This window comes from Rhodococcus sp. 1168, from assembly GCF_002091955.1.
GTDB lineage: Bacteria > Actinomycetota > Actinomycetes > Mycobacteriales > Mycobacteriaceae > Rhodococcoides.
The window spans coordinates 91,805-112,030 of record NZ_MKKY01000039.1 but is presented as its reverse complement, the minus strand read 5'-3'; the positions used below and the strand labels follow the sequence as shown (position 1 = coordinate 112,030).

The 20,226-nt window shown below is 62.7% G+C and carries 20 protein-coding genes; 5 read left to right on the top strand and 15 right to left on the bottom strand.

All coding sequences use genetic code 11. From position 1 onward, the window contains the following. Position 1: 1 nt before the first annotated feature. Entirely contained in the window at positions 2–679 is a 678-nt protein-coding gene (locus BJI47_RS07025) for an NADPH-dependent F420 reductase (RefSeq protein ID WP_088943046.1), read from the bottom strand. 138 nt (positions 680–817) lie between these two features. Between BJI47_RS07025 and BJI47_RS07020 the strand changes: the two genes are divergently transcribed. Next, entirely contained in the window at positions 818–2,185 is a 1,368-nt protein-coding gene (locus BJI47_RS07020; protein WP_254900427.1) for a PspC domain-containing protein, read from the top strand. Next, positions 2,178–2,426, top strand: coding sequence for a hypothetical protein (locus tag BJI47_RS07015; RefSeq protein ID WP_088943044.1), 249 nt, complete (start codon positions 2,178–2,180; stop codon positions 2,424–2,426). Before BJI47_RS07020 ends, BJI47_RS07015 begins: the two co-directional genes overlap by 8 nt. 8 nt (positions 2,427–2,434) lie before the next feature. Here the strand turns inward: BJI47_RS07015 and guaA are convergent, their stop codons facing one another. From guaA to guaB, 4 genes are all read right to left on the bottom strand, one after another. Next, entirely contained in the window at positions 2,435–4,024 is a 1,590-nt protein-coding gene (gene guaA / locus BJI47_RS07010) for a glutamine-hydrolyzing GMP synthase (protein ID WP_088943043.1), read from the bottom strand. A gap of 67 nt (positions 4,025–4,091) precedes the next feature. Beyond that, positions 4,092–5,822, bottom strand: a complete 1,731-nt coding sequence (locus BJI47_RS07005; RefSeq protein WP_088943042.1) for a GMC oxidoreductase — start codon at positions 5,820–5,822, stop codon at positions 4,092–4,094. Positions 5,823–6,058: 236 nt separating this feature from the next. Further along, positions 6,059–7,198 carry a GuaB3 family IMP dehydrogenase-related protein gene (locus BJI47_RS07000; protein WP_088943041.1) on the bottom strand — a complete coding sequence of 380 codons (1,140 nt, stop codon included), beginning with the start codon at positions 7,196–7,198 and terminating at the stop codon, positions 6,059–6,061. Positions 7,199–7,261: 63 nt separating this feature from the next. Next, positions 7,262–8,785: an IMP dehydrogenase gene (gene guaB / locus BJI47_RS06995; RefSeq protein WP_176224708.1), complete on the bottom strand. Its 1,524-nt coding sequence runs from the start codon at positions 8,783–8,785 to the stop codon at positions 7,262–7,264. 296 nt (positions 8,786–9,081) lie between these two features. Between guaB and BJI47_RS06990 the strand changes: the two genes are divergently transcribed. Then, positions 9,082–9,486, top strand: a complete 405-nt coding sequence (locus BJI47_RS06990; RefSeq protein WP_084348502.1) for a DUF5319 domain-containing protein — start codon at positions 9,082–9,084, stop codon at positions 9,484–9,486. A 127-nt stretch (positions 9,487–9,613) separates the two neighbouring features. Here the strand turns inward: BJI47_RS06990 and BJI47_RS06985 are convergent, their stop codons facing one another. From BJI47_RS06985 to BJI47_RS24475, 4 genes are all read right to left on the bottom strand, one after another. Then, positions 9,614–10,627 (bottom strand): anti-sigma-D factor RsdA, encoded by a 1,014-nt coding sequence (locus BJI47_RS06985; RefSeq protein WP_088943040.1) that lies wholly within the window; start codon positions 10,625–10,627, stop codon positions 9,614–9,616. Then, positions 10,620–11,198: a sigma-70 family RNA polymerase sigma factor gene (locus tag BJI47_RS06980; RefSeq protein WP_084348435.1), complete on the bottom strand. Its 579-nt coding sequence runs from the start codon at positions 11,196–11,198 to the stop codon at positions 10,620–10,622. The genes BJI47_RS06985 and BJI47_RS06980 overlap by 8 nt, the downstream gene beginning before the upstream one ends. A 123-nt stretch (positions 11,199–11,321) precedes the next feature. After that, complete coding sequence (locus tag BJI47_RS06975; RefSeq protein ID WP_254900426.1) at positions 11,322–12,161, bottom strand: hypothetical protein; 840 nt, start codon at positions 12,159–12,161, stop codon at positions 11,322–11,324. Between the two features lie 395 nt (positions 12,162–12,556). Next, positions 12,557–12,682 carry a hypothetical protein gene (locus tag BJI47_RS24475; protein WP_254900425.1) on the bottom strand — a complete coding sequence of 42 codons (126 nt, stop codon included), beginning with the start codon at positions 12,680–12,682 and terminating at the stop codon, positions 12,557–12,559. Positions 12,683–12,962: 280 nt separating this feature from the next. On the opposite strand from BJI47_RS24475, the gene BJI47_RS06970 reads away from it, so the two are divergent. After that, positions 12,963–13,256: a WhiB family transcriptional regulator gene (locus BJI47_RS06970; RefSeq protein WP_088943064.1), complete on the top strand. Its 294-nt coding sequence runs from the start codon at positions 12,963–12,965 to the stop codon at positions 13,254–13,256. Positions 13,257–13,335: 79 nt separating this feature from the next. Here the strand turns inward: BJI47_RS06970 and groL are convergent, their stop codons facing one another. From groL to BJI47_RS06955, 3 genes are all read right to left on the bottom strand, one after another. Then, on the bottom strand, positions 13,336–14,949 hold the full coding sequence (gene groL, locus BJI47_RS06965) for a chaperonin GroEL (RefSeq protein WP_088943039.1): 1,614 nt from the start codon (positions 14,947–14,949) through the stop codon (positions 13,336–13,338). A 96-nt stretch (positions 14,950–15,045) separates the two neighbouring features. Further along, a complete protein-coding gene (gene groES, locus BJI47_RS06960; RefSeq protein ID WP_008718149.1) occupies positions 15,046–15,345 on the bottom strand; it encodes a co-chaperone GroES in 300 nt (99 codons plus the stop codon). Positions 15,346–15,569: 224 nt separating this feature from the next. Next, positions 15,570–16,109: a potassium channel family protein gene (locus tag BJI47_RS06955; protein ID WP_088943038.1), complete on the bottom strand. Its 540-nt coding sequence runs from the start codon at positions 16,107–16,109 to the stop codon at positions 15,570–15,572. 219 nt (positions 16,110–16,328) lie between these two features. Here BJI47_RS06955 and BJI47_RS06950 point away from each other — a divergent pair, with 219 nt between their 5' ends. Beyond that, a complete protein-coding gene (locus tag BJI47_RS06950; RefSeq protein ID WP_088943037.1) occupies positions 16,329–18,032 on the top strand; it encodes an Hsp70 family protein in 1,704 nt (567 codons plus the stop codon). Here the strand turns inward: BJI47_RS06950 and tsaD are convergent. The 3 genes from tsaD to tsaB are packed head-to-tail and all read right to left on the bottom strand — an operon-like array spanning position 18,029 to position 20,204. Then, positions 18,029–19,072 carry a tRNA (adenosine(37)-N6)-threonylcarbamoyltransferase complex transferase subunit TsaD gene (gene tsaD / locus BJI47_RS06945; protein ID WP_088943036.1) on the bottom strand — a complete coding sequence of 348 codons (1,044 nt, stop codon included), beginning with the start codon at positions 19,070–19,072 and terminating at the stop codon, positions 18,029–18,031. The genes BJI47_RS06950 and tsaD overlap by 4 nt on opposite strands. Continuing rightward, complete coding sequence (gene rimI / locus BJI47_RS06940) at positions 19,069–19,545, bottom strand: ribosomal protein S18-alanine N-acetyltransferase (protein ID WP_088943035.1); 477 nt, start codon at positions 19,543–19,545, stop codon at positions 19,069–19,071. The genes tsaD and rimI overlap by 4 nt, the downstream gene beginning before the upstream one ends. After that, the gene (tsaB, locus tag BJI47_RS06935) at positions 19,542–20,204 is read right to left on the bottom strand and encodes a tRNA (adenosine(37)-N6)-threonylcarbamoyltransferase complex dimerization subunit type 1 TsaB (RefSeq protein WP_088943034.1); all 663 of its coding nucleotides are present in this window, start codon (positions 20,202–20,204) and stop codon (positions 19,542–19,544) included. The genes rimI and tsaB overlap by 4 nt, the downstream gene beginning before the upstream one ends. Positions 20,205–20,226: the final 22 nt, after the last annotated feature.

Sequence of the window (20,226 nt, the reverse complement as noted above, 5' to 3'; positions counted from 1 at the left end):
TCTAGGCAGGAGCAGCGCTCCATTCCGGTGCCCGCTCGGTCGTGGCCTCCGCCAGCGCTGCCTTCACGCCGTCTGCATCGAAGTCCTTTCCATACACGGGAGTACCTGGATGCTGGCGCCACGAATCCGCTAGCGCGCCGCCGTCGACGGGTTCGAAGCCCAACTGCTCGACGACGTCGAACACCAAAGCCTTGCCGGGTCCGTCTGCACCGGCGACGGGGAGCGCGATCCGATCTGCTGCACTCTTCGGCTGCCCCTTCTCCAGGAGGTGCTTCCAATAAATTCCGTTGAATACCTTCACGACATCGGCACCGCGCGAGCCGAGATGCTCTGCTACCCAAACGCTTTCCGGCTTGCCGTTCTCGATGTCGGCGATGAGGCCGTCGCGTTGCTGAGGGTAGTAGTTGTTGGTCTCGATGATCGGGGCACCGTCTTTGGCGGTGTCGACGATGCCTGCGGCCAGGTCGGGAACGTTTTTCTGCGGGATGCTCACGATCACCAGATCGGCATCGAGAGCCGCTTCGGAACTCCACACTGCGTGTGCGCCGGTCTCGGCTGCCAACTCGGACAACGTCTCAGGAGATCTCGAGTTCGATACCCGAACCTCGTGCCCGAGCGCGCTGAGCCGCCGTGTCAATGTGCCACCGATGGATCCTGCGCCAATGATTCCGATCTTCACTTCGAGAACTCCTTCGTTGTGCGAATGACTTTTCTGTCAAGCACAACCTCCGTCGAAGGCCGATTCATTCCTACCCCGGCGTGAATATCAGGGCTATCCCTGATGTGCTCGACACAGCAAACCGCCACGATGGTCTACATGAGCAACGCAACCGCCTCCCAGCAGCTCCAACAGATGTGGCGCACCCGCCCCTACCGGTTGCCGCAGCGGGGCCATATCGCGGGTGTCGCGGCCGGCATCGGATACCGCTACGGCGTCGACCCTGTTCTCGTTCGTGTCGCACTCGTCGTGGGGACCATCTTCGGCGGCGCCGGAATCGTTCTGTACCTCGCCGCATGGTTACTGTTGAGCAAAGCGGGCGATTCCGCCTCTGCGGCACAATCACTGGTCGGCAAGGGCACCAGCACGAAGACGATCGTTCTGGTAGTCGCGCTGATCATCGCCGTCACGACGATCGGTCCCGCCGGATTCGGTATCGACGGTTCAGGGCTGGTCAGTACGCTCGCTCTCCTGGGCGGCCTGTGGCTTCTGCATCAGCGTCGTCCGGAGCCGCCGGAGTTTTTCCCGGACGGATCCACCGCTTATCCCCCAGGCGGAGCTGCAGCCTACGCACAGTCGACTTTTCCGATCTCCTTCGACACGCCGTACAACGCCGCTTCCCAGCCCAACTCGTGGGGAGCAGCGCAGTATCGCACTCCGCAGTACGATGCCGGTCGAGGCGGGTACACCCCGTACACGACGCTCCCCAAGAGTTATGCCCCCACTCCACCGCCGGCGAAGGGGGTCGATCTCACCAAATCCACTCTCCCGCAGGATCTTTCCGAGCCACCGATACCTCCCTCGTGGGATCCACTCGGAGTCGCTCCGTTTGCCTGGGACCTCCCCGAACCCACAGCAACACGTGCGCCCGAGACTATCGAGAAGAAGAAACACTCACGGTGGACATCGAGCTTCATCGGCCTCGCCTTGCTGGCCGCTGCTCTTACCGCAGCCATTGCCGCAAGCAGTGAATCGATGTGGCTCACCCCGGCGCGGATCGCCGCAGTCGCCCTCGCGGTGGTCGCGACCGGCTTGATGCTCGGCGCGTTCCTGCGTAAGGGCTACGGACTACTGATAGTGACCGGCCCATTGACGGCATTCGTGGTGTTCGCTTCGATAATCGGACCCATCTCCTTCGACAGCCAGTACACCGGCCAACAGCGATACCGGCCGACGACGATGGCCGATCTCCAATCCGAATACACCGTGCAGGGCGGCGATCTCCAACTCGATCTGCGCGGTCTCGACCTCACCGAGGACCGAACGATCTCTGTCGACGTGACGGCAGGGAACGCAACGATTTCCGTCCCCGACCAGATGAACATCCGAACCGATTGCACGTCCGTCGCGGCCAGTACGAAATGCGGCCCCACCGGTGTGCAGCAAGGCAATTCGCCCGACAACACGTCGATCCTGACCATAGAGGGATCAGCACGGGCCGGCAATCTGGAGGTACTCCGTGGCTGAATCCTGGCAGTACGGCGACAGCGACGACGACACCGCCGTGGAGAATCACGCCCGAACACGGCCGTCCGCTCTACTCTTCCTCGTCGGACTCGCGGCGGCGATCGTCAGCGTCTGCGCATTGGTCGGCCCGAGCGCCATCGTCTCGCTCGGCAACGTGCAGTTCCGCTGGGTCTTCGTGGTGGTGGCGATCGTGGTGGGAGTGGTGCTGCTACTTGCCCCTGGACGAAAGGGTAAGCAGTAGCACCATTCTCACTCCCACTCGATAGTGCCGGGCGGCTTGCTCGTCACATCGAGAACGACTCGGTTGACCTCCGGTACCTCGTTGGTCACCCGGGTCGAGATCGTCTCCAGGACCTCGTACGGCAACCGCGTCCAGTCGGCAGTCATTGCGTCTTCGCTGGACACCGGCCGAAGAACGATCGGATGGCCGTAGGTACGACCGTCACCCTGAACACCGACGCTGCGCACATCCGCGAGCAACACGACCGGGCACTGCCATATCTGGCCGTCGAGATCTGCCATCGTCAGTTCCTCACGCACGATGGAATCGGCATGACGGAGCGTGGCGAGGCGGTCGCGGGTGATTTCACCGACGATGCGGATGGCCAGTCCCGGTCCGGGGAACGGCTGGCGTGCGACGAGATCCTCCGGCAGGCCCAGCTCACGCCCCACGGCCCTCACCTCGTCCTTGAACAGCGCACGTAGCGGTTCGACGAGGGTGAACTGGAGATCGTCGGGCAAACCGCCGACATTGTGATGGCTTTTGATGTTCGCGGTTCCGGAACCGCCACCGGACTCGACGACGTCGGGGTACAAAGTTCCCTGCACGAGGAAGTCGACGCCGCTCCCCTGCTCGGCGTTCTCACCGAGAACCTCGGACACTGCGCCTTCGAAGCTGCGAATGAACTCGCGGCCGATGATCTTGCGCTTCTCCTCCGGGTCGGACACTCCTTCGAGCGCACCCAGGAACGTATCTACCGCATCGACGGTGACGAGCTTGGCGCCGGTAGCAGCAACGAAGTCTTGCTGAACCTGCTCGCGTTCGCCTTCGCGCAGCAGACCGTGATCGACGAACACACAGGTCAGCCGGTCGCCGATTGCGCGCTGCACCAGCGCTGCTGCCACTGCGGAGTCGACGCCTCCCGACAATCCACAAATGGCGCGTCCACTGTCACCGACCTGTTCCTGGACGCGTTCGACGAGTGCGTCGGCGATATTGGCTGCCGTCCACTCGGGCTTGATTCCCGCTGTCTCGTAGAGGAATCGACGGAGGACTTGCTGGCCGTGCGGCGAGTGCATCACCTCGGGGTGATACTGCACTCCGGCAAGACGCCTCTCCGTGTTCTCGAACGCAGCTACGGGCGCACCGGCAGTGCTTGCAGTGACGGTGAATCCGTCGGGCGCCTCGGTGACTGCGTCACCGTGGCTCATCCAGACCGGTTGCGTCACAGGCAGGCCGTCATGGAGGACTCCGCCGTCGACGGAGAGTTGAGTGCGTCCGTACTCCCTGGTCCCGGTGTGCGAAACCGTGCCGCCGAGAGCTTGGGCCATGGCCTGGAATCCGTAGCAGATACCGAAGACGGGCACATCGAGATCGAAGACCTTGGCGTCGAGCGCCGGGGCGCCTTCTGCGTACACGCTCGACGGGCCACCGGAGAGCACCAGGGCGATCGGATTTTTGGCGGCGATCTCCTCGACGGTTGCCGTGTGTGAGATCACTTCCGAGTACACGTGTGCCTCACGGACTCGACGCGCGATGAGCTGCGCGTATTGAGCGCCGAAATCGACGACGAGTACGGGGCGAGGCTGGGCTGGATCAGGCTGCGGCGTGGCGGTCACCCGATCAGCTTAGTGGGCAGGCCCGGGAGAGTGACGCAGCACTCGACCGCGGCGACGCGGCGAAGGATCACGCACCTTCCGACATGGCGGTCTTCGATGATCGAATCTCCACGATCGGCAGACGCAACGCCGCGGGCGCCGATACGGGGACAACTGGGCTGACGGGCGCGATCGGGTCGATCCGTCGGTACGGCTCACCCTGACGTGGACGTAGATCCTGCTCGCCCTTGTTCGGCCACAACGCTGCGGACCGCTCTGCTTGCGCGCTGATGGTGAGTGAAGGATTGACTCCGAGGTTGGCCGATACGGCCGAGCCGTCGACGATGCTCATCGTCGGGTAGCCGTACACACGCTGATACGGGTCGATGACTCCGTGCTCGGCATCCGAGGCGATCGCGCAGCCGCCGAGGAAGTGCGCGGTCAGCGGGATGTTGAACAGCTCGCCCCACGTTCCGCCGGCAACGCCGCCGATCTTCTTCGCTACCCGACGCGTCGCATCGTTACCCTCGGGGATCCACGTCGGATTCGGCTCGCCGTGGCCCTGTCTGCTCGAGACCTTGCGTCCGAACAGGCCGCGCTTGGTGAACGTGGTGATCGAGTTGTCGAGGTTCTGCATCACCAACGCGATGATGGTGCGCTCGCTCCAGTTCTTGACGCTGACGATTCGCACGAAGTCGAGAGGACGTGCCAGCGCAGTGAGAAGGAATTTCAGCCACCGCGGGATACGTCCTCCCCCGTCGGTCATCAGGGTCTGCAGCAAGCCCATCGCGTTCGAACCCTTGCCGTAACGCACGGGCTCGATGTGAGTGTTCGGCGACGGGTGGAACGACGACGTGATTGCCACGCCGCGCGTCAGATCCATTGCCGGATCGACCTTCAACTTGGCTGCGCCGACGATGGATTCCGAGTTGGTACGTGTCAACTCACCGAGCGTGCTCGACAGCAACGGCAAAGCGCCGTCGTCCTTCATTCGATGCAGCAGATTTTGCGTACCCCAGGTCCCTGCGGCCATTACGACGTGGGCGGCGGTGTACGTCTTGGCGGCCTTGCGTACCCACGCTCCGGTCCGCTCGGTGGCAACGTCCCATGTACCATCCGGAAGCGACCGAAGACCGCTCACGGTTGTCATGGGGATGATGTCGGCTCCGGCACGTTCCGCGAGCGCGAGGTAATTCTTCAGGAGTGTGTTCTTCGCCCCGTGCCTGCACCCGGTCATGCACTCGCCGCACTCGATGCAGCCGGTGCGCTCGGGCCCCACGCCGCCGAAATAGGGATCGGCGACCTTCTTGCCCGCCTCGTCACCGAAAAACACACCTACCGGGGTCTGGATGAACGTCTCGCCTACGCCCATATCCTCGGCGACGGACTTCATGACTTCGTCTGCAGGTGTCATGTGGGGGTTGCGGACCACCCCGAGCATGCGAGTGGCCTGGTCGTAGAACGGGGTGAGCTCACTGTTCCAGTCGGTGATGTGAGCCCACTGCTTGTCGTTGAAGAACGACTCCGGCGGCTGATAGAGCGTGTTGGCATAGTTGAGCGAACCGCCCCCGACACCCGCGCCCGCGAGGATCAGGCAGTCACGCAGCAAGTGAACCCGCTGAATGCCGTAGCACCCGAGCTTGGGGGCCCACAGAAAACGCTGGAGGTCCCAGCTGGTCTTCGCGAAATCCTTGTCCTCGTACCGGCGACCGGCTTCGAGAATGCCTACGCTGTAGCCCTTCTCCACGAGCCGCAACGCGGTGACGCTGCCACCGAAACCGGATCCAACGATCACAACGTCGTAATCGGTCTTTCGCATCCTTCGACCTCCACCTCGTACGTACTGTCACCAGCCTCGTTTGCCGCCCTGCTACACCTACCAGGTGATCTGGACCACATGATAGGTGACAGAAGGCATGAACTGACCATACGGCTGTGACAGTTGACACTCGCCACCTTACCTGTAACCGCAGTTAGCACCATCTTCGGGGCCGAGATGCACAAAGGCGCGCACCCCCAACGATCAGGGTGCGCGCCTTTCGGTAGAGACGGAGCTCAGCCTCTGACGTTCAGGCCCACCTTCTGAAACTCCTTCAAATCGGAATAGCCGGACTTTGCCATCGAACGACGCAGTCCACCAACCAGATTGATCGAACCGTACGGCTCACTCGAGGGCCCGTGAAGAACCTGATCGAGACTCGGGCGCTCCCCTGCCGCAACCGGCAACAGCGCACCGCGAGGCATCGACGGATGCGCAGCCGCCGACGGCCAGTACCAACCCCTACCGGGAGCCTCCGCTGCGGCAGCAAGTGGAGCCCCGAGCACCGCAGCGTCCGCACCACACGCGATGGCCTTCGCCAACCCACCCGAAGTGGTGATGTCACCATCGGCGATCACGTGGACATAGCGTCCACCGGTTTCGTCGAGATAATCCCGCCGTGCAGCAGCGGCGTCTGCGATCGCAGTCGCCATCGGCACTCCGATCCCCAGGACCTCGCCCGTCGTTGTGCCACCCTCCACAGATCCGTACCCGACGATGACGCCCGCCGCACCTGTCCGCATCAGATGCAGGGCAGTGCGATGGTCGCTGACGCCACCTGCGATCACGGGAACGTCGAGATCTGCGATGAACGTCTTGAGGTTCAATGGTTCGTCGTCACTGTGCGCAACATGCTCGGCTGAGATGATCGTGCCCTGAATCACCAGCAGATCGATGCCGGCCGCAATCAGAGCAGGAGTCAAGCTTCTCGCGCGCTGAGGACTCACCCGAACTGCCACCGTTACCCCCGAGGCACGAACCTGCGCGATGGCGGCTGCGAGTAGTTCCGGCTGCAGTGGAGCCGCATGCAGCTTCTGCAGAAACGCTACGGGCGCATCGGCGTCGAAATCGCTTCCGGCGATAGCAACCAGCTCGTCGATCTTCGCTTGGACATCGGAATGCCGCGCCCACAACCCTTCGCCGTTGATGACGCCGAGCCCGCCCTGTTTACCGAGTTCGATAGCGAACTCGGGTGAGACCAGAGCATCGGTGGGGTGAGCCAACACCGGAATATCGAAGCGGTATGCATCGAGCTGCCAGGCCGTCGAGACCTCCTTCGACGACCGTGTACGCCGGGACGGCACGATGTCGATGTCCTCGAGCTGGTAGGTACGCCGGGCTTCTCTGCCCATGCCGATTTCAACGAGGTCGCGCACGGGTGCGCCCCTTTCTCGTGAGTTACAGGTGAATGCTTCAGCACGCCGGATCGGCGCGGCGCATCACCGAGTGGTGTAGTTGGGAGCTTCCGCAGTCATCGTGATGTCGTGCGGGTGGCTTTCCTTCAGACCCGCAGCAGTGATCTGTACGAACTGCGCGTTCTGCAGTTCCTCGATGGAGTTGGACCCGGTGTAACCCATCGCTGCACGCAAACCGCCGGTGAGCTGATGAATTACCTGAGACAACGGCCCTCGGAACGGCACGCGCCCCTCGATGCCCTCCGGCACCAGCTTGTCCTCGGCGAGCACATCGTCCTGGAAGTAGCGATCCTTGGAGAACGACTTGGCAGCACCACGGCCCTGCATTGCCCCGAGCGAACCCATTCCGCGGTAGCTCTTGAACTGCTTGCCGTTGACGAGAATCAGCTCACCTGGCGACTCGGCGGTGCCTGCCAGAAGTGATCCGAGCATCGCGGTCGACGCGCCTGCAGCAAGGGCCTTGGCAATGTCGCCGGAAAACTGAAGCCCGCCATCGGCGATCACCGGGACGCCGTGCGGTTTACAAACTGCAACGGCTTCGAGGATCGCTGTGATCTGAGGTGCGCCCACACCCGCAACGACGCGAGTGGTGCAGATCGATCCGGGTCCGACCCCGACCTTCACCGCATCCGCACCCGCTTCGACCAACGCAAGCGCGCCCGCGCGAGTGGCAATGTTGCCGCCGACGATCTGAACGCGCTCGCCGATCTCGGCTTTGAGCTTGCTGACCATCTCGAGGACCTGGGAGTTGTGCCCGTGTGCGGTGTCGACGATGAGGACGTCCACCCCCGCATCGGAAAGCGCCATCGAGCGCGCCCATGCATCCTGACCGACGCCCACCGCTGCACCGACGAGCAATCGCCCGTCGCGATCCTTGGTGGCGAACGGATGCTGCTCCGTCTTGACGAAATCCTTGACCGTGATCAAGCCAGTAAGCGCACCCTGGCCGTCGACGATCGGTAGCTTCTCGATCTTGTGACGCCGGAGGAGCCCCAGGGCTGCGTCCGCCGTCACGCCCTCCCGGGCGGTGATGAGTGGCGCTTTGGTCATGACCTCGTCGACTCGGCGATTCTGGTCGACCTCGAAACGCATGTCGCGGTTGGTGATGATGCCGACCAGCGCACCGGTCTCGTCGGTCACCGGCAGGCCGGAGATGCGGAACCGCGCACACATCGCGTCTACTTCGGCGAGAGTGTCGGTGGGCTTGCATGTCACCGGATCGGTCACCATGCCTGCCTCCGACCGCTTGACGGTCTCCACCTGTGCGGCTTGGTCCAGCAGCGACAAGTTCCGGTGCAGCACTCCCATGCCACCTGCGCGCGCCATGGCAATTGCCATGCGCGCCTCGGTGACGGTATCCATCGCCGAGCTGACGAGGGGCACTCGAAGTCTGATGTCTCGGGTTATCTGGCTCGATGTATCCACCGCGCTCGGAATCAGATCCGACGCAGCGGGTAGCAGTAGGACGTCATCGAAGGTGAGACCGAGCATGGCGACCTTGTTGGGATCGTCGCCACCGGTACGGACATGGGCTCCTGGACTACTCATGTGGATCTGGCCCTCCCTAGAGCCTGGGTGCGTATCGGGCCGCGTCGGGGAGACGCGATATGCGATACGCGTGTGGAAAAAGAACGGATGGAGTACATGATGCGCGCGCTCGGCCGCGGCGCTTTGTTCCATGGTATCGGCTCCTCGCAGCCAGCGTGAACGCGCACTGTGAAGCCGCCCCGAACGCTCTGTGAGCCTCGCCGGAATCGGCGAAAGCAGACGAATCGAGCATGTTTGTCGGCAACTCGAGGGTGAACGGCTGGCGCATACCCACCAGTCCTGCGTACCGTGGAGGCGTGCGCGATCAATTGCCTCCAGGTTTACCTCCGGATCCCTTCGCCGGTGACCCCGCCGACCCATCGGCCGCCCTCGACGCTATCGAGCCGGGACAGCCGTTGGATCCTCAGGAGCGGCTAGCCGTCGAGGAGGATCTGGCCGATCTGGCCGTCTACGAAGCGCTGCTCGGCCACCGCGGTATTCGCGGTCTCGTCGTGTGCTGCGAAGACTGCCAGCAAGACCACTATCACGACTGGGACATGCTTAGGGCGAACCTGCTCCAACTGCTGGTCGACGGTACGGTCCGTCCCCACGAACCCGCATACGACCCAGTACCGGACGCGTATGTGACGTGGGACTACTGCCGCGGCTTCGCAGATGCCTCGATGAACGATGCCCTGCACAGCGACGGGTTCGACAGCTGACCTACACCGAAATCTGATCGACTCCCACAACAACGAAGAAAGGCCCGACACGAGAACTTCGTGTCGGGCCTTTCTTATCGTGTCCGTCTTCTACGACGTATCCGCCCTGACGTGACTGCGCTGGGCCCTAACTGCCGTCGAGTGTCCCGTCGCGCTGTTGCGAAGTACCTTCCCCGCCGTTCGACCCACTGGCTGCAGCCGTAGTGGGACTCGGTTCCTTGACGACCGTCGGCGAAGACGGCGCCGTTACGGTGACCGGGGGCACCGACGTCGGCGGCAGTCCTGTGGGAGTAGAAACCGGTGGCGGCGGTGGCGGAACCTCGACCGGAGAAGTCAGTACCGGTGGAAGCGGCAACTCATGCGGCGGCGCTTGCATCGGAGGGATGTCGGAAGGGACGTTCTCCGGCAGCGGAACAATCGAATCCGTCGCGGGTGGCACAAACGGCGGGAGCACCGGAAGCGTCGGCATCAACGCTTGCAGTTGGTCCATCAGACGCTGCAGCCACATTTCGAGATCAGTTCGTTGGCCGCGGTCGATGACCGAATCCGTGGTCGAAGTCGCACCGTCGAGCAAGGTGCGTGCGCCCTCGACATCACCGGCGGCAATCAACTGCTCTGCCTGCTCCAACTTGGATGTCGTATCGATCTGCGCCACCGTCGAATTCGCCTGCTGAGCGAACACTACCGACTTGACGCTCCACAGCGGATCGCCAGGCGCGGAGTTGTAAGAGAAAACGACCAACCCGCCCATCACGACGGCGATCGCTGCGGCAGCACCCGCGATCGGACGTAGAAAGGTGGATCGACCCCGACGGGAGTTTCGCCGAGACAGATCCGCGGCAGCGATCTCCTGTTCGACAGCGACAACAACGTCGTCGACGCTCGGGCCGCTGGGCAGCGCAGGCGAGATGACCTCGGCTCTCCAACCGGCCAGAAGCAAGGCCAGGCGGTACTCGTCTGCGTTGTCCGTGGACACCGGACCGTCATTCCGAAGAGACTCGATGAATTGGTCGTCGCGACGCACCGCAGCGATGTCGACGGGACCCGCATCGGTGTAGGGGGCATCGGCGGACGATGGGGACGACGACCCGTCGGGTCGACCGATACGGGGAATGCCATCACGGCCGTTGTTTCTAGCCATACATTTCACCCGCTTTCACAACTTCGTTTTTCAACTTCGCGAGGGCTCGATGTTGAGCCACGCGGACAGCGCCTGCAGTACTACCGACTGCTGCCGCAGTTTCCTCCGCCGACAAACCGACGACAAGGCGAAGCACGAGAATCTCGCGATGCTTCGCCGGGAGGGTTCCCAGCAGTGCAGTCATCTGTCGGCTCGACTCGGATTCCAATGCTCGTTGCTCGGGTCCGTGTTCGGTGGAGACGACATCTGGTACTTCGGCGGCTGGGTCCGATTTGTTACGTGATGCGCTTCGGTGTGCATCTGCAACCTTGTGAGCGGCGATGCCGTAGACGAAGGCCATGAACGGTCTGCCCTGATCCTGATAGCGAGGCAAGGCGGTCATGACTGCCAAGCAGACCTCCTGCGCAACATCGTCTGCCGAGAGTTGACCACGCTCGGCGGACCCCACTCGAGCGCGGCAATACCGCACGACCAGTGGACGGATGATTTCCAATACCCGGGAGAGGGCAGCTCTTTCGCCCTGCGCAGCAGCGACGACGAAGGAGTCCAACTCCTCACCCGTGTTGTTCATCGCTCAAGGATTCCCCGCGTTACAGTGACGCCGCCCGGATCGACTGGCGCTCCCACCCGCAGGTGGAACCTAGTAAGGATAGCGACCCTCCCCATTCATAATCGAACCGCGCGGTCCGCGTAGTCACACAGCGATAACGTCACCACCGCGTCGGCCGAGAAGTGCAGCACTTTCGGCGACGACCTTCTCTGCGGTGCTCCCCTCGCCGATGCCGTGCAACAGCATGGCGCTCGCCCAACGCAAAGGGAGAAGTCCTAGCTCCGAGCAGGTATCGAGCACCGAACAGGCGAGCGCACGAGCACCGTCGAGGTCCCCCACCGAGCTGTATGCGGCAGCAGCGATCAGATCGGTCTTCACTCGGTGCCGTAACGAAACGATATCGGTCGCGCGTTCGCGCGCATCGAGTGCGTGTCGCACAGCCGCGGGTCCATCGCCCGAGAACATTGCCAGCTCTGCCGCGACCCACCGAAGTCTCAGCTGTGGTCGCCACAGATCCCAACTCGGGTACTGCGCGAGCGTACTTCTGCATCTGTCGAGAAATGCCGAGGACAAGACGAATCGCCCCGAACCCAGCGCGTCCGCGGCCAGCCCGGTGAGCGCGTCACATCGCGCCTCTATCAGCAAGGGGCAGCCGACTCCGCCGGTCGCGCCCACCAGAGCAATGGCGAGTCCGTCGAATCGCTCTGCAGTTCGGTGATCTCCGATCTGTCTCCACCACGACGCGCGTGTCGATCCAGCAAGCGAGAGCACTGTGCGCCCCGCCGGAAGTGCGTTCTCGAGCGTGTCCAGTTCGGCGCGACCCAGCGCATACCGCCCCTGTCCCCCCAGCGCGATCGCTCGAAGCCACATCGCATTCGGATCGTGGGCCGACGGGAGCGGCCACAGACCGGGATTCGCCCCGAACGCGGCCGACTCCAGGATATCTACCGCCGTCGGGACACGTTCTGTATCGGCCAGGTGCACCGAGCAAGAGTACCTTCGAGCAACATCATGGGCCGAAGGTTGGATCCCCCCAGAGCAGAGCGAATGCGTCTTTGTTCGGGATAGCTCGACCATTTCCTTGTTTCGCAAACCGAATTCGAACTATTCCGCGATTTGTTCCACAGAATCAACATTTCTCCGGCGACGAATGCATGAGTAATGCCGACTGTTCGTGAACGGAAGGTTAAACTATTTTTGTATGCCGCCGGCAACCACTGAGTGCCGAAGAGAACCTTTTGGATACGGACTAGTCCAACGCAATCTGCTTGTCAACTGGTGCCCAAGTCAGTCACCGGGCACAGACTGGCGAGAAACTCTTCGCGAGTGCGTAGCCGGACCTCAACGGCTCCACCAGCAAGAATGCCGGATTTTACAGGTCAGTTCTCGCTGCTGATCTTGTGGCCGTCCACCAGGCACATGATCTTGTGTCGCACGTCGAGGGTGTGGCACTTGCCCGTAGGCACGGCGGCCACTACAACTGCGTCGACCGTACCGCCATGCACGAGATTGTTCCGAAGTAAATAAACAACAAGTTAAACTTTCGCGATTGCCTATGCACCTTGACACGATGAAAAACTATTGACTCGTTTTCCTTGCCTCACATAACGTTGTGGATGTTCCGACAAGGTCGGTGAACGCGTACCGACCCGGACTTCAATCATGCTCAGTTCTTTCACGGGCCTTGTATGGAAAGTTCACGTCGACACCGATGTCAGCCCCGCTTGCCGCTCTTCCACACTCGCCGACTTCACAAGGACGCGAGCCTGCACCCTAGGAGTAGTCATGCCACAGCCGAACCACCTCCCTGGGCCCAATGCCGACGTCTGGGATTGGCAGATGCACGGCCTGTGCCGTGGAGTCGACTCGTCGATGTTCTTCCACCCGGATGGGGAGCGAGGCCGCGCTCGCGCTCAGCGAGAGATGCGCGCCAAGGAGATGTGCCGCAGTTGCCCAGTACTCGTACAGTGTCGTGCACATGCGCTCAGCGTTTCCGAACCATACGGAATCTGGGGTGGAATGTCGGAGAACGAGCGGGATATCCACGTCCGTCACCACCGCAGCCGAATCGCGGTGTAGCCGAAGAACATGCGACAAACGCGATGGACCCCCTCCGTTTCGGAGGGGGTCCATCGCGTCTATCCGTACAGCGTGTCGATCAGTGGTTGTGTCCGTGCCCGCCTGCGGGCTCTTCGTAGTCGACCGGCTTCTCGACGATCGCGCTTTCGGTCGTCAGAATCATCCGTGCGACCGAGGCCGCATTGACGACAGCTGAGCGAGTCACCTTGACCGGGTCCACCACGCCGTCGGCGAGTAGATCTCCATAGGTCAGAGTCGCGGCGTTGAAGCCGTGACCCTTGGGGAGTTCGGCGACCTTGCTGATCACGACGGAACCGTCGACACCAGCGTTGGCTGCGATCCAGAAGAGCGGCGCATTCAGGGCCGTACGCATGACTGCGACACCGGTAGCTTCGTCGCCCGTCAACCCGAGATTGTCCACGAGCGACAGAGCAGCCTGCGTCAGTGCCGATCCTCCACCGGGAACGATGCCTTCTTCGACCGCAGCCTTAGCCGCATTGACCGCGTCGTCGACGCGGAACTTGCGTTCCTTGAGCTCGGTCTCGGTTGCTGCGCCCACCTTGATGACCGCAATGCCACCGGACAGCTTCGCCAGGCGCTCTTCGAGCTTCTCCCGATCCCAGTCCGAGTCGGTGTTTTCGATCTCGCGACGCAACTGGCCGACACGTGCATCGATGTCGACCTGCGTGCCTGCTCCGTCGACGATCGTGGTGTCGTCCTTGGTGACGACAACCCGACGCGCCTGACCGAGAAGCTCGAGTCCTGCTTCCTTGAGGCTGAGGCCGACGTCTGCCGTGATGACCTGAGCTGCCGTCACCACTGCCAGGTCGTCGAGGAACGCCTTGCGACGATCACCGAAGAACGGTGCCTTGACGGCTGCGGCCTTGATGGTCTTGCGGATGGAATTCACCACGAGTGTCGAGAGAACTTCGCCCTCGATGTCCTCGGCGATGATCAGTAGCGGCTTGCCACTCTCGGCGACCTTCTCCAACAGCGGAAGGAAGTCGGGAAGGGAGGTGATCTTCTCGCGGAAGAGCAGGATGTATGCGTCCTCGAGAACAGCCTGCTGCGCATCGAGGTCGGTTACGAAGTACGGCGACAGGTAACCCTTGTCGAACTGCACCCCTTCGGTGACCACGAGTTCGGTGCTCAGAGTCGAGGACTCTTCCACCGTCACCACGCCGTCGGAGCCGACACGGGTGAGTGCCTCGCCGACCAGTTCGCCGATCTCGGGGTCGCGTGAGGACACTGTTGCAACCTGGGCGATGGCCTCTTTGCCCTCGACGGGAGTTGCGGCAGCGCGGAGCGCCTCGGCAACCTTGTCGGCAGCCTTGGCGATTCCCGATCCGAGAGCGATCGGATTCGCGCCGGCGGCGATGTTCTTGAGTCCGCCGCGAACGAGTGCCTGTGCAAGCACGGTTGCGGTGGTGGTTCCGTCGCCTGCGACGTCGTTGGTCTTGGTCGCGACGCTCTTGACGAGCTGGGCACCGAGGTTCTCGAACGGATCTTCGAGGTCGATCTCACGGGCGATCGAGACGCCATCATTGGTGACCGTTGGGCCACCGAAAGCCTTGGCCAGCACAACGTGCCGTCCACGGGGTCCGAGCGTCACCTTGACCGCGTCGGCGAGTTTGTCGACTCCACGCTCGAGGGCGCGGCGAGCTTCCTCGTTGAATCGGATTTGCTTTGCCATGTTTTCGGTGTTTCTCCTTCGAGTCGGGACTCGATCGAACGCACTCCGCCCCGGGACCGAAGTGAATCGGGTTCCGGGGCGGGGTGCGTATATGACTTACTTGGCGATGACGGCCAGCACGTCGCGTGCCGACAGAATCAGGTACTCCTCGCCGGCGTACTTGATCTCGGTGCCGCCGTACTTGCTGTAGATGACGGTGTCGCCTTCTTTGACGTCGACCGGGATCCGGTTGCCCTTTTCGGTGACACGGCCTTCGCCGACTGCGACGACGGTGCCTTCCTGAGGCTTCTCCTTGGCTGTGTCGGGGATGACCAGACCGGAGGCGGTCGTCGTCTCGGCCTCATTGGCCTGGACGAGGATCTTGTCCTCGAGCGGCTTGATTTTCACGCTCGCCACGTTGAGCCCTCCATTGTTATGGGGTACGCATCCGGGGTCGGATCCCCGGACAGCTGTTTGTTGGTGCAGTTCTGCATTTCTACGTTCGTAGCTCCGCGCTCGTTCCCGTCGTCGCGGGTGCCGAGAACTCACTCAGTGCCAACTAGCACTCTATACACGCGAGTGCCAGCACTCAAGGTCTGGGTTCTCCGATGCCGAAGACCCGGCCCTGCCGCGCGCGCCGATCAGTCGGCGTTTCGCGCTTGCCCTCTTCTGATCGCGGCCAAGAGGAGTCGCCCGCCGAGCGCGATGAGCACTAGATTTCCGATGATCTGTAGCGAAACGACAGCACGGGCAGGATCGGTGGACGCAGCGATGTCACCGAACCCGACGGTGGAAAACACCGACAAGGTGAAATAAAGACTCCCCATCCGCGACACCGGTTCGGTGAAATTTTCGTACGACGCTTCGGACATCATGTAGTAAACGGTAGAGAATCCGATGAGATATACCGGAACGATTGCCGCGGTAGCTTCGATCGCTTGAATCGTCGGATAATCGGCCTTCAATACTTTCGTGACCTGCCACACGGACACGATCCCCACCCCGATCAGGACTGCGGCCAGGATGGTGATGGAACCGACGTCGGCGACGTCGTCCATCGGAGCGGCGAAGTAGAAGGCAGTCAGAAGAGCGGCTGTGACGACGGGTCGAAACAGTGCGCGGAACAGAAGTACACGCCGTTCCTTGTCGCTCAGCTTGGAATAGCGCGTAGAACCAGCCACATTCGGCCCCTCGAGAGAATTGATCGAAACGCAGACCTCCTTGTCATAGCGGTATCTCTGCGCGGAGGTTCACGTTCCTTCGAAAAATTCTGTAACGTTCGGATAACGAGACGATATAGTCCCGACAGTCGACTTCGACGACGCACTCCGCTGCCGTGACACGGAGCCGCAACAGCGTCCGGACATGTAGTCGATTTCGAACAGGGTGGGAGGTGCACGATGAAGGTTGCAATAGGGGTTTCTACCGGAACCGAAGTCGTGTGCGCTGCCCTGGTCGTGGTCGATGAGCAGGGTTCGCACACCGTCGAATACCGCACCGTGTCCGCAGACAGTGAAGCCAATACCGACATAGGCCGGCTGGTCGCATCGGCAATAGACTTGATGAGGCCCCTTGTGCCGGCACCCGCCGGGCAAGGCGCACATTCGACTGGACGGCGCGAACCGGACTCAATCGCCGTGTCGTATCGCACTCCCGAGCAGGCATCGTCTATTCGTTCGGCACTTGGCAATTCACATCGTGCGCTCTCCTTGATTCCCGAATCTGTGGCTTCCTACGCGTTCCTCGCCGAGTCGGGGCTCATCGCGCGCTACGGCACCGTCTCGGTTGTCGACCTGGGTGCCTCGGGCTCGACCGTGACGATCATCGACGCCCAATCCGGTGTCGTCCACGCCTACGAACGCAGCGTCGACTTCGGTGGTGACGTGGTCAACAGTCTCGTCAAAGATCTCGTACGGGGTAGATCGGAACGCGAAACTCGAGCGCGAGAGGACGCCCGCAGCAACGATTCTGCGCGGTACCGCACGGTCAAAGAACACCTTTCGACATACGATTCGGCATCCATCGACCACGACGGGGTCACTACCACCGTGGCCCGGACGGAATTCGACGCGCTGATCCGCCCGTCGGTGACGAAGGTGGTGCGTCGTCTCACGCAGGCGGCCGATCGTACGGGCCGTGCACCCGAAGCGGTGGTACTCATCGGCGGCGGCGCCCTTATACCGCTGGTGCGGACCGTCTTCGAGTCCGAACTCGGACTTCCGGTTCTTACCGTCGACGAACCCGATGCCGCCCTTGCTACAGGTGCCGCCCATGTCGCCCTTACCGCTGCTCAGGGTCTCTACCCCACGGTCGGTGCCACTGCCGGCTCGCCTGCTCGATCGGTCGGTCGTTACTCCGGAGCGTTGGTCGGAGCTCTCCTTGTCGCCGGAATAGTCCTCGTCTACGGAATTCAGGCATTGAATCCCTCCGATGACGCCGGTTACTCCCCCGCAGGCACCGAAGTTCCGTCCGAGCAGCACAGCAATCAGAGCAACACCTCGATCGCAGACATCACCACCGACGCGGCCGATCCGCGGGCCACGACAACCTCCGCCGAGGTCTCGACTGGCAACTCGACGTCGGCATCGGTATCGGCCACATCCGAGCGCGGCAGCGTCACAGACGTGGCGCCGACGCCCACCAGTTGGCCGGCGGCATCGACGCCCACGCCGACGCTGCACCCGGCGCCGGATCTTCCGTTGATTCCGTTTCCCGCTCTGCCGAATTTGGGCGAGATCGTTCCGCTCCCCGACAGCACCACGACTGTGCCGCCCTTGCCGACTCCGAGCATTCCGGAATCGACAGTGCCTGAGTCGACCCGTCCTCAAGTCACCCCGCCTCAGTCCGCCCCGCCTGAAACGACCCCGACCGGACGACCTTCGGTGACGTCGACCGAGTCCGTTGCGGTCCTCCCGCCGGTTACACCGGACGTTGCCCCCACGACGGACGTCGGCAGTTCACCCGCACCTCAGGCGTCGCCGGAGTTGATGCCTCCACCGACCGTGTGGTCTCCACCCGCTGTTGTTCCAGCGAACCCGGGTGCACCCATCGATGGATCCCCAGACAGCGCGGCGGCCGAGACCGGTGCAGTCACGACGAACTAGGCGCGGCCAGATATCAGGCTGGTCGACACCGGGAGCCCCGGGTCGGTCGCCGCTCGCAGATCGGATGCCTCTGCACCACCCGCTATCAGGTGCGCGCCGAGCGTAGCGATCATGACTCCATTGTCGGTGCACAACCGATGCTTTGGAATCCTCAAGTTCAATCCCGCTGCGCTGCACCTAGTTTCGACCAACGAGCGAATTCTCGAGTTGGCGGTGGCTCCGCCCCCCAACACGAGTGTGTTCACATCGACATCCTGAGCTGCGCGCACCGCCTTCATGGTCAGCACATCGGCGACGGACTCCTGAAAAGACGCAGCAATGTCGGCGACGGGAATGGCATCTCCTGCGCGCCGACGTGCCTCGACGAACCTGGCGACCGCCGTCTTCACCCCGGAGAACGAGAAGTCGTACCGCGCGTCTCGCGGGCCCGTCATGCCTCGCGGAAACGCAATAGCATGCGCATCACCTTCTCGCGCAGCATCATCGAGCGCTGGGCCGCCCGGGTAACCCAACCCGAGCAACCTGGCAACCTTGTCGAACGCTTCACCCGCTGCGTCGTCGACAGTGGTACCCAACTCGACGATCGGAGCACCGAGATCATCTACGTGCAACAGGTGCGTATGCCCGCCGGAGACCAGTAACGCGACGCACGAGGGCATCGGTCCGTGCTCGAGGGTATCGACCGCCACATGCCCACCCAAATGATTGACGGCGTAGAACGGCACACCCCACGCGGCCGCATACGCTTTGGCTGCGGCGACGCCTACGAGCAGGGCACCCGCCAATCCGGGGCCGATCGTCACGGCCACCGCGTCGGGCCGATCGATGTCGGCAGTTGCGAGTGCACGCCGCATCGTAGGAACCATCGCCTCGAGATGTGCGCGTGACGCTACCTCTGGGACAACACCGCCGTATCGTGCGTGCTCGTCGACGCTGGACGCAACCTCGTCGGCAAGCAACTCGCACACACCGGAATCACGCCACCGGACGACACCCACGCCTGTTTCGTCACAAGAACTTTCGATACCCAACACGATCACGAGAGCGTGCCTCCATTCCCGACTTCGCGCCGCATCGTGTAAGCGTCCGCACCGCTCGGCTGGTAGTACTTGCGCCGCGTCCCGACCACCACGAACTCGGTACGGGTGTAGAGCTCGATAGCCGGTTCGTTGTCGGTACGCACTTCGAGAAATACCGGCCCGCCGTGACTGTCGGCTACCGCGAGCAAATCGGCCAACAAAGCCCCACCGATGCCGCGGCGGTGAGCGAGAGGATCAACTCCGATGGTGTGCACTTCGGACTCCGCCGACTCCCCCTTGCCCAGCAAGGCGACCCCGGCGTAACCCACCAGCGTGCCGCCCTCGCGCGCGGCAATGTAATGATTTTGGGGCGCAGCAAGTTCCGACAGAAACGCCTGTGCGGTCCATGGGCCGTCCCCGGGGAACAACACGCGCTCGAGTTCGGCGCAACGATCGGCATCGGCACTGATCAGTGGCGACAGAATTACGGTCAAGGTGTCACCGCCTTCGCCGCTGCGCGCTCCTCGAGAGTTTTCGCGTCCGGCCTACGAAGGTAGAGCGGCACGATCGGTGCAGGCGCGGATCCGGATGCCAGATGATCGAGAGCCGCCAGTACCAAACCATGCGGCGACGGCGACACCACTTCTCTTACAGGCACTTCGAACAACGCGACATGAGGCGGAGAACCCGCCGCAGCACTCGCCCCGGCAACATCGAGCAGAGTAGGAGCAACGACTTCCGGGCCTGCGTACCGGACCGCATATCGGTACCGCGCCCAATACACCTCGCGGCGCCTGGCATCGGTGACGACCAGCAGATCGGGCTCGTCGGAAAGTTCGGCGGCAATCGCGTCGAGGCTGCAGACGCCGTGGATCGGGATGCCCAGTGCGTCGGCGAATGCGGAGGCTGTTGCCATTCCGACACGAAGCCCGGTGAACGGGCCGGGGCCGACACCGACGACGACGGCCTGGAGATCTTGCGGAGTGAGTGCGGCGTCGGCCAGACATTGGAGAATATTGGGCGTGAGAACCTCGGCGTGAAGCCGGGGGTCGACCACGATTCGCTGGGACAGGGTACGTGGGTGTCCGTCGGTGACGCGAACCACACCGGCGGTGACTGCGGGCGTGGAGGTATCGACAGCGAGAACGAGCACGGTTTCTCAGAGTACCCGCATG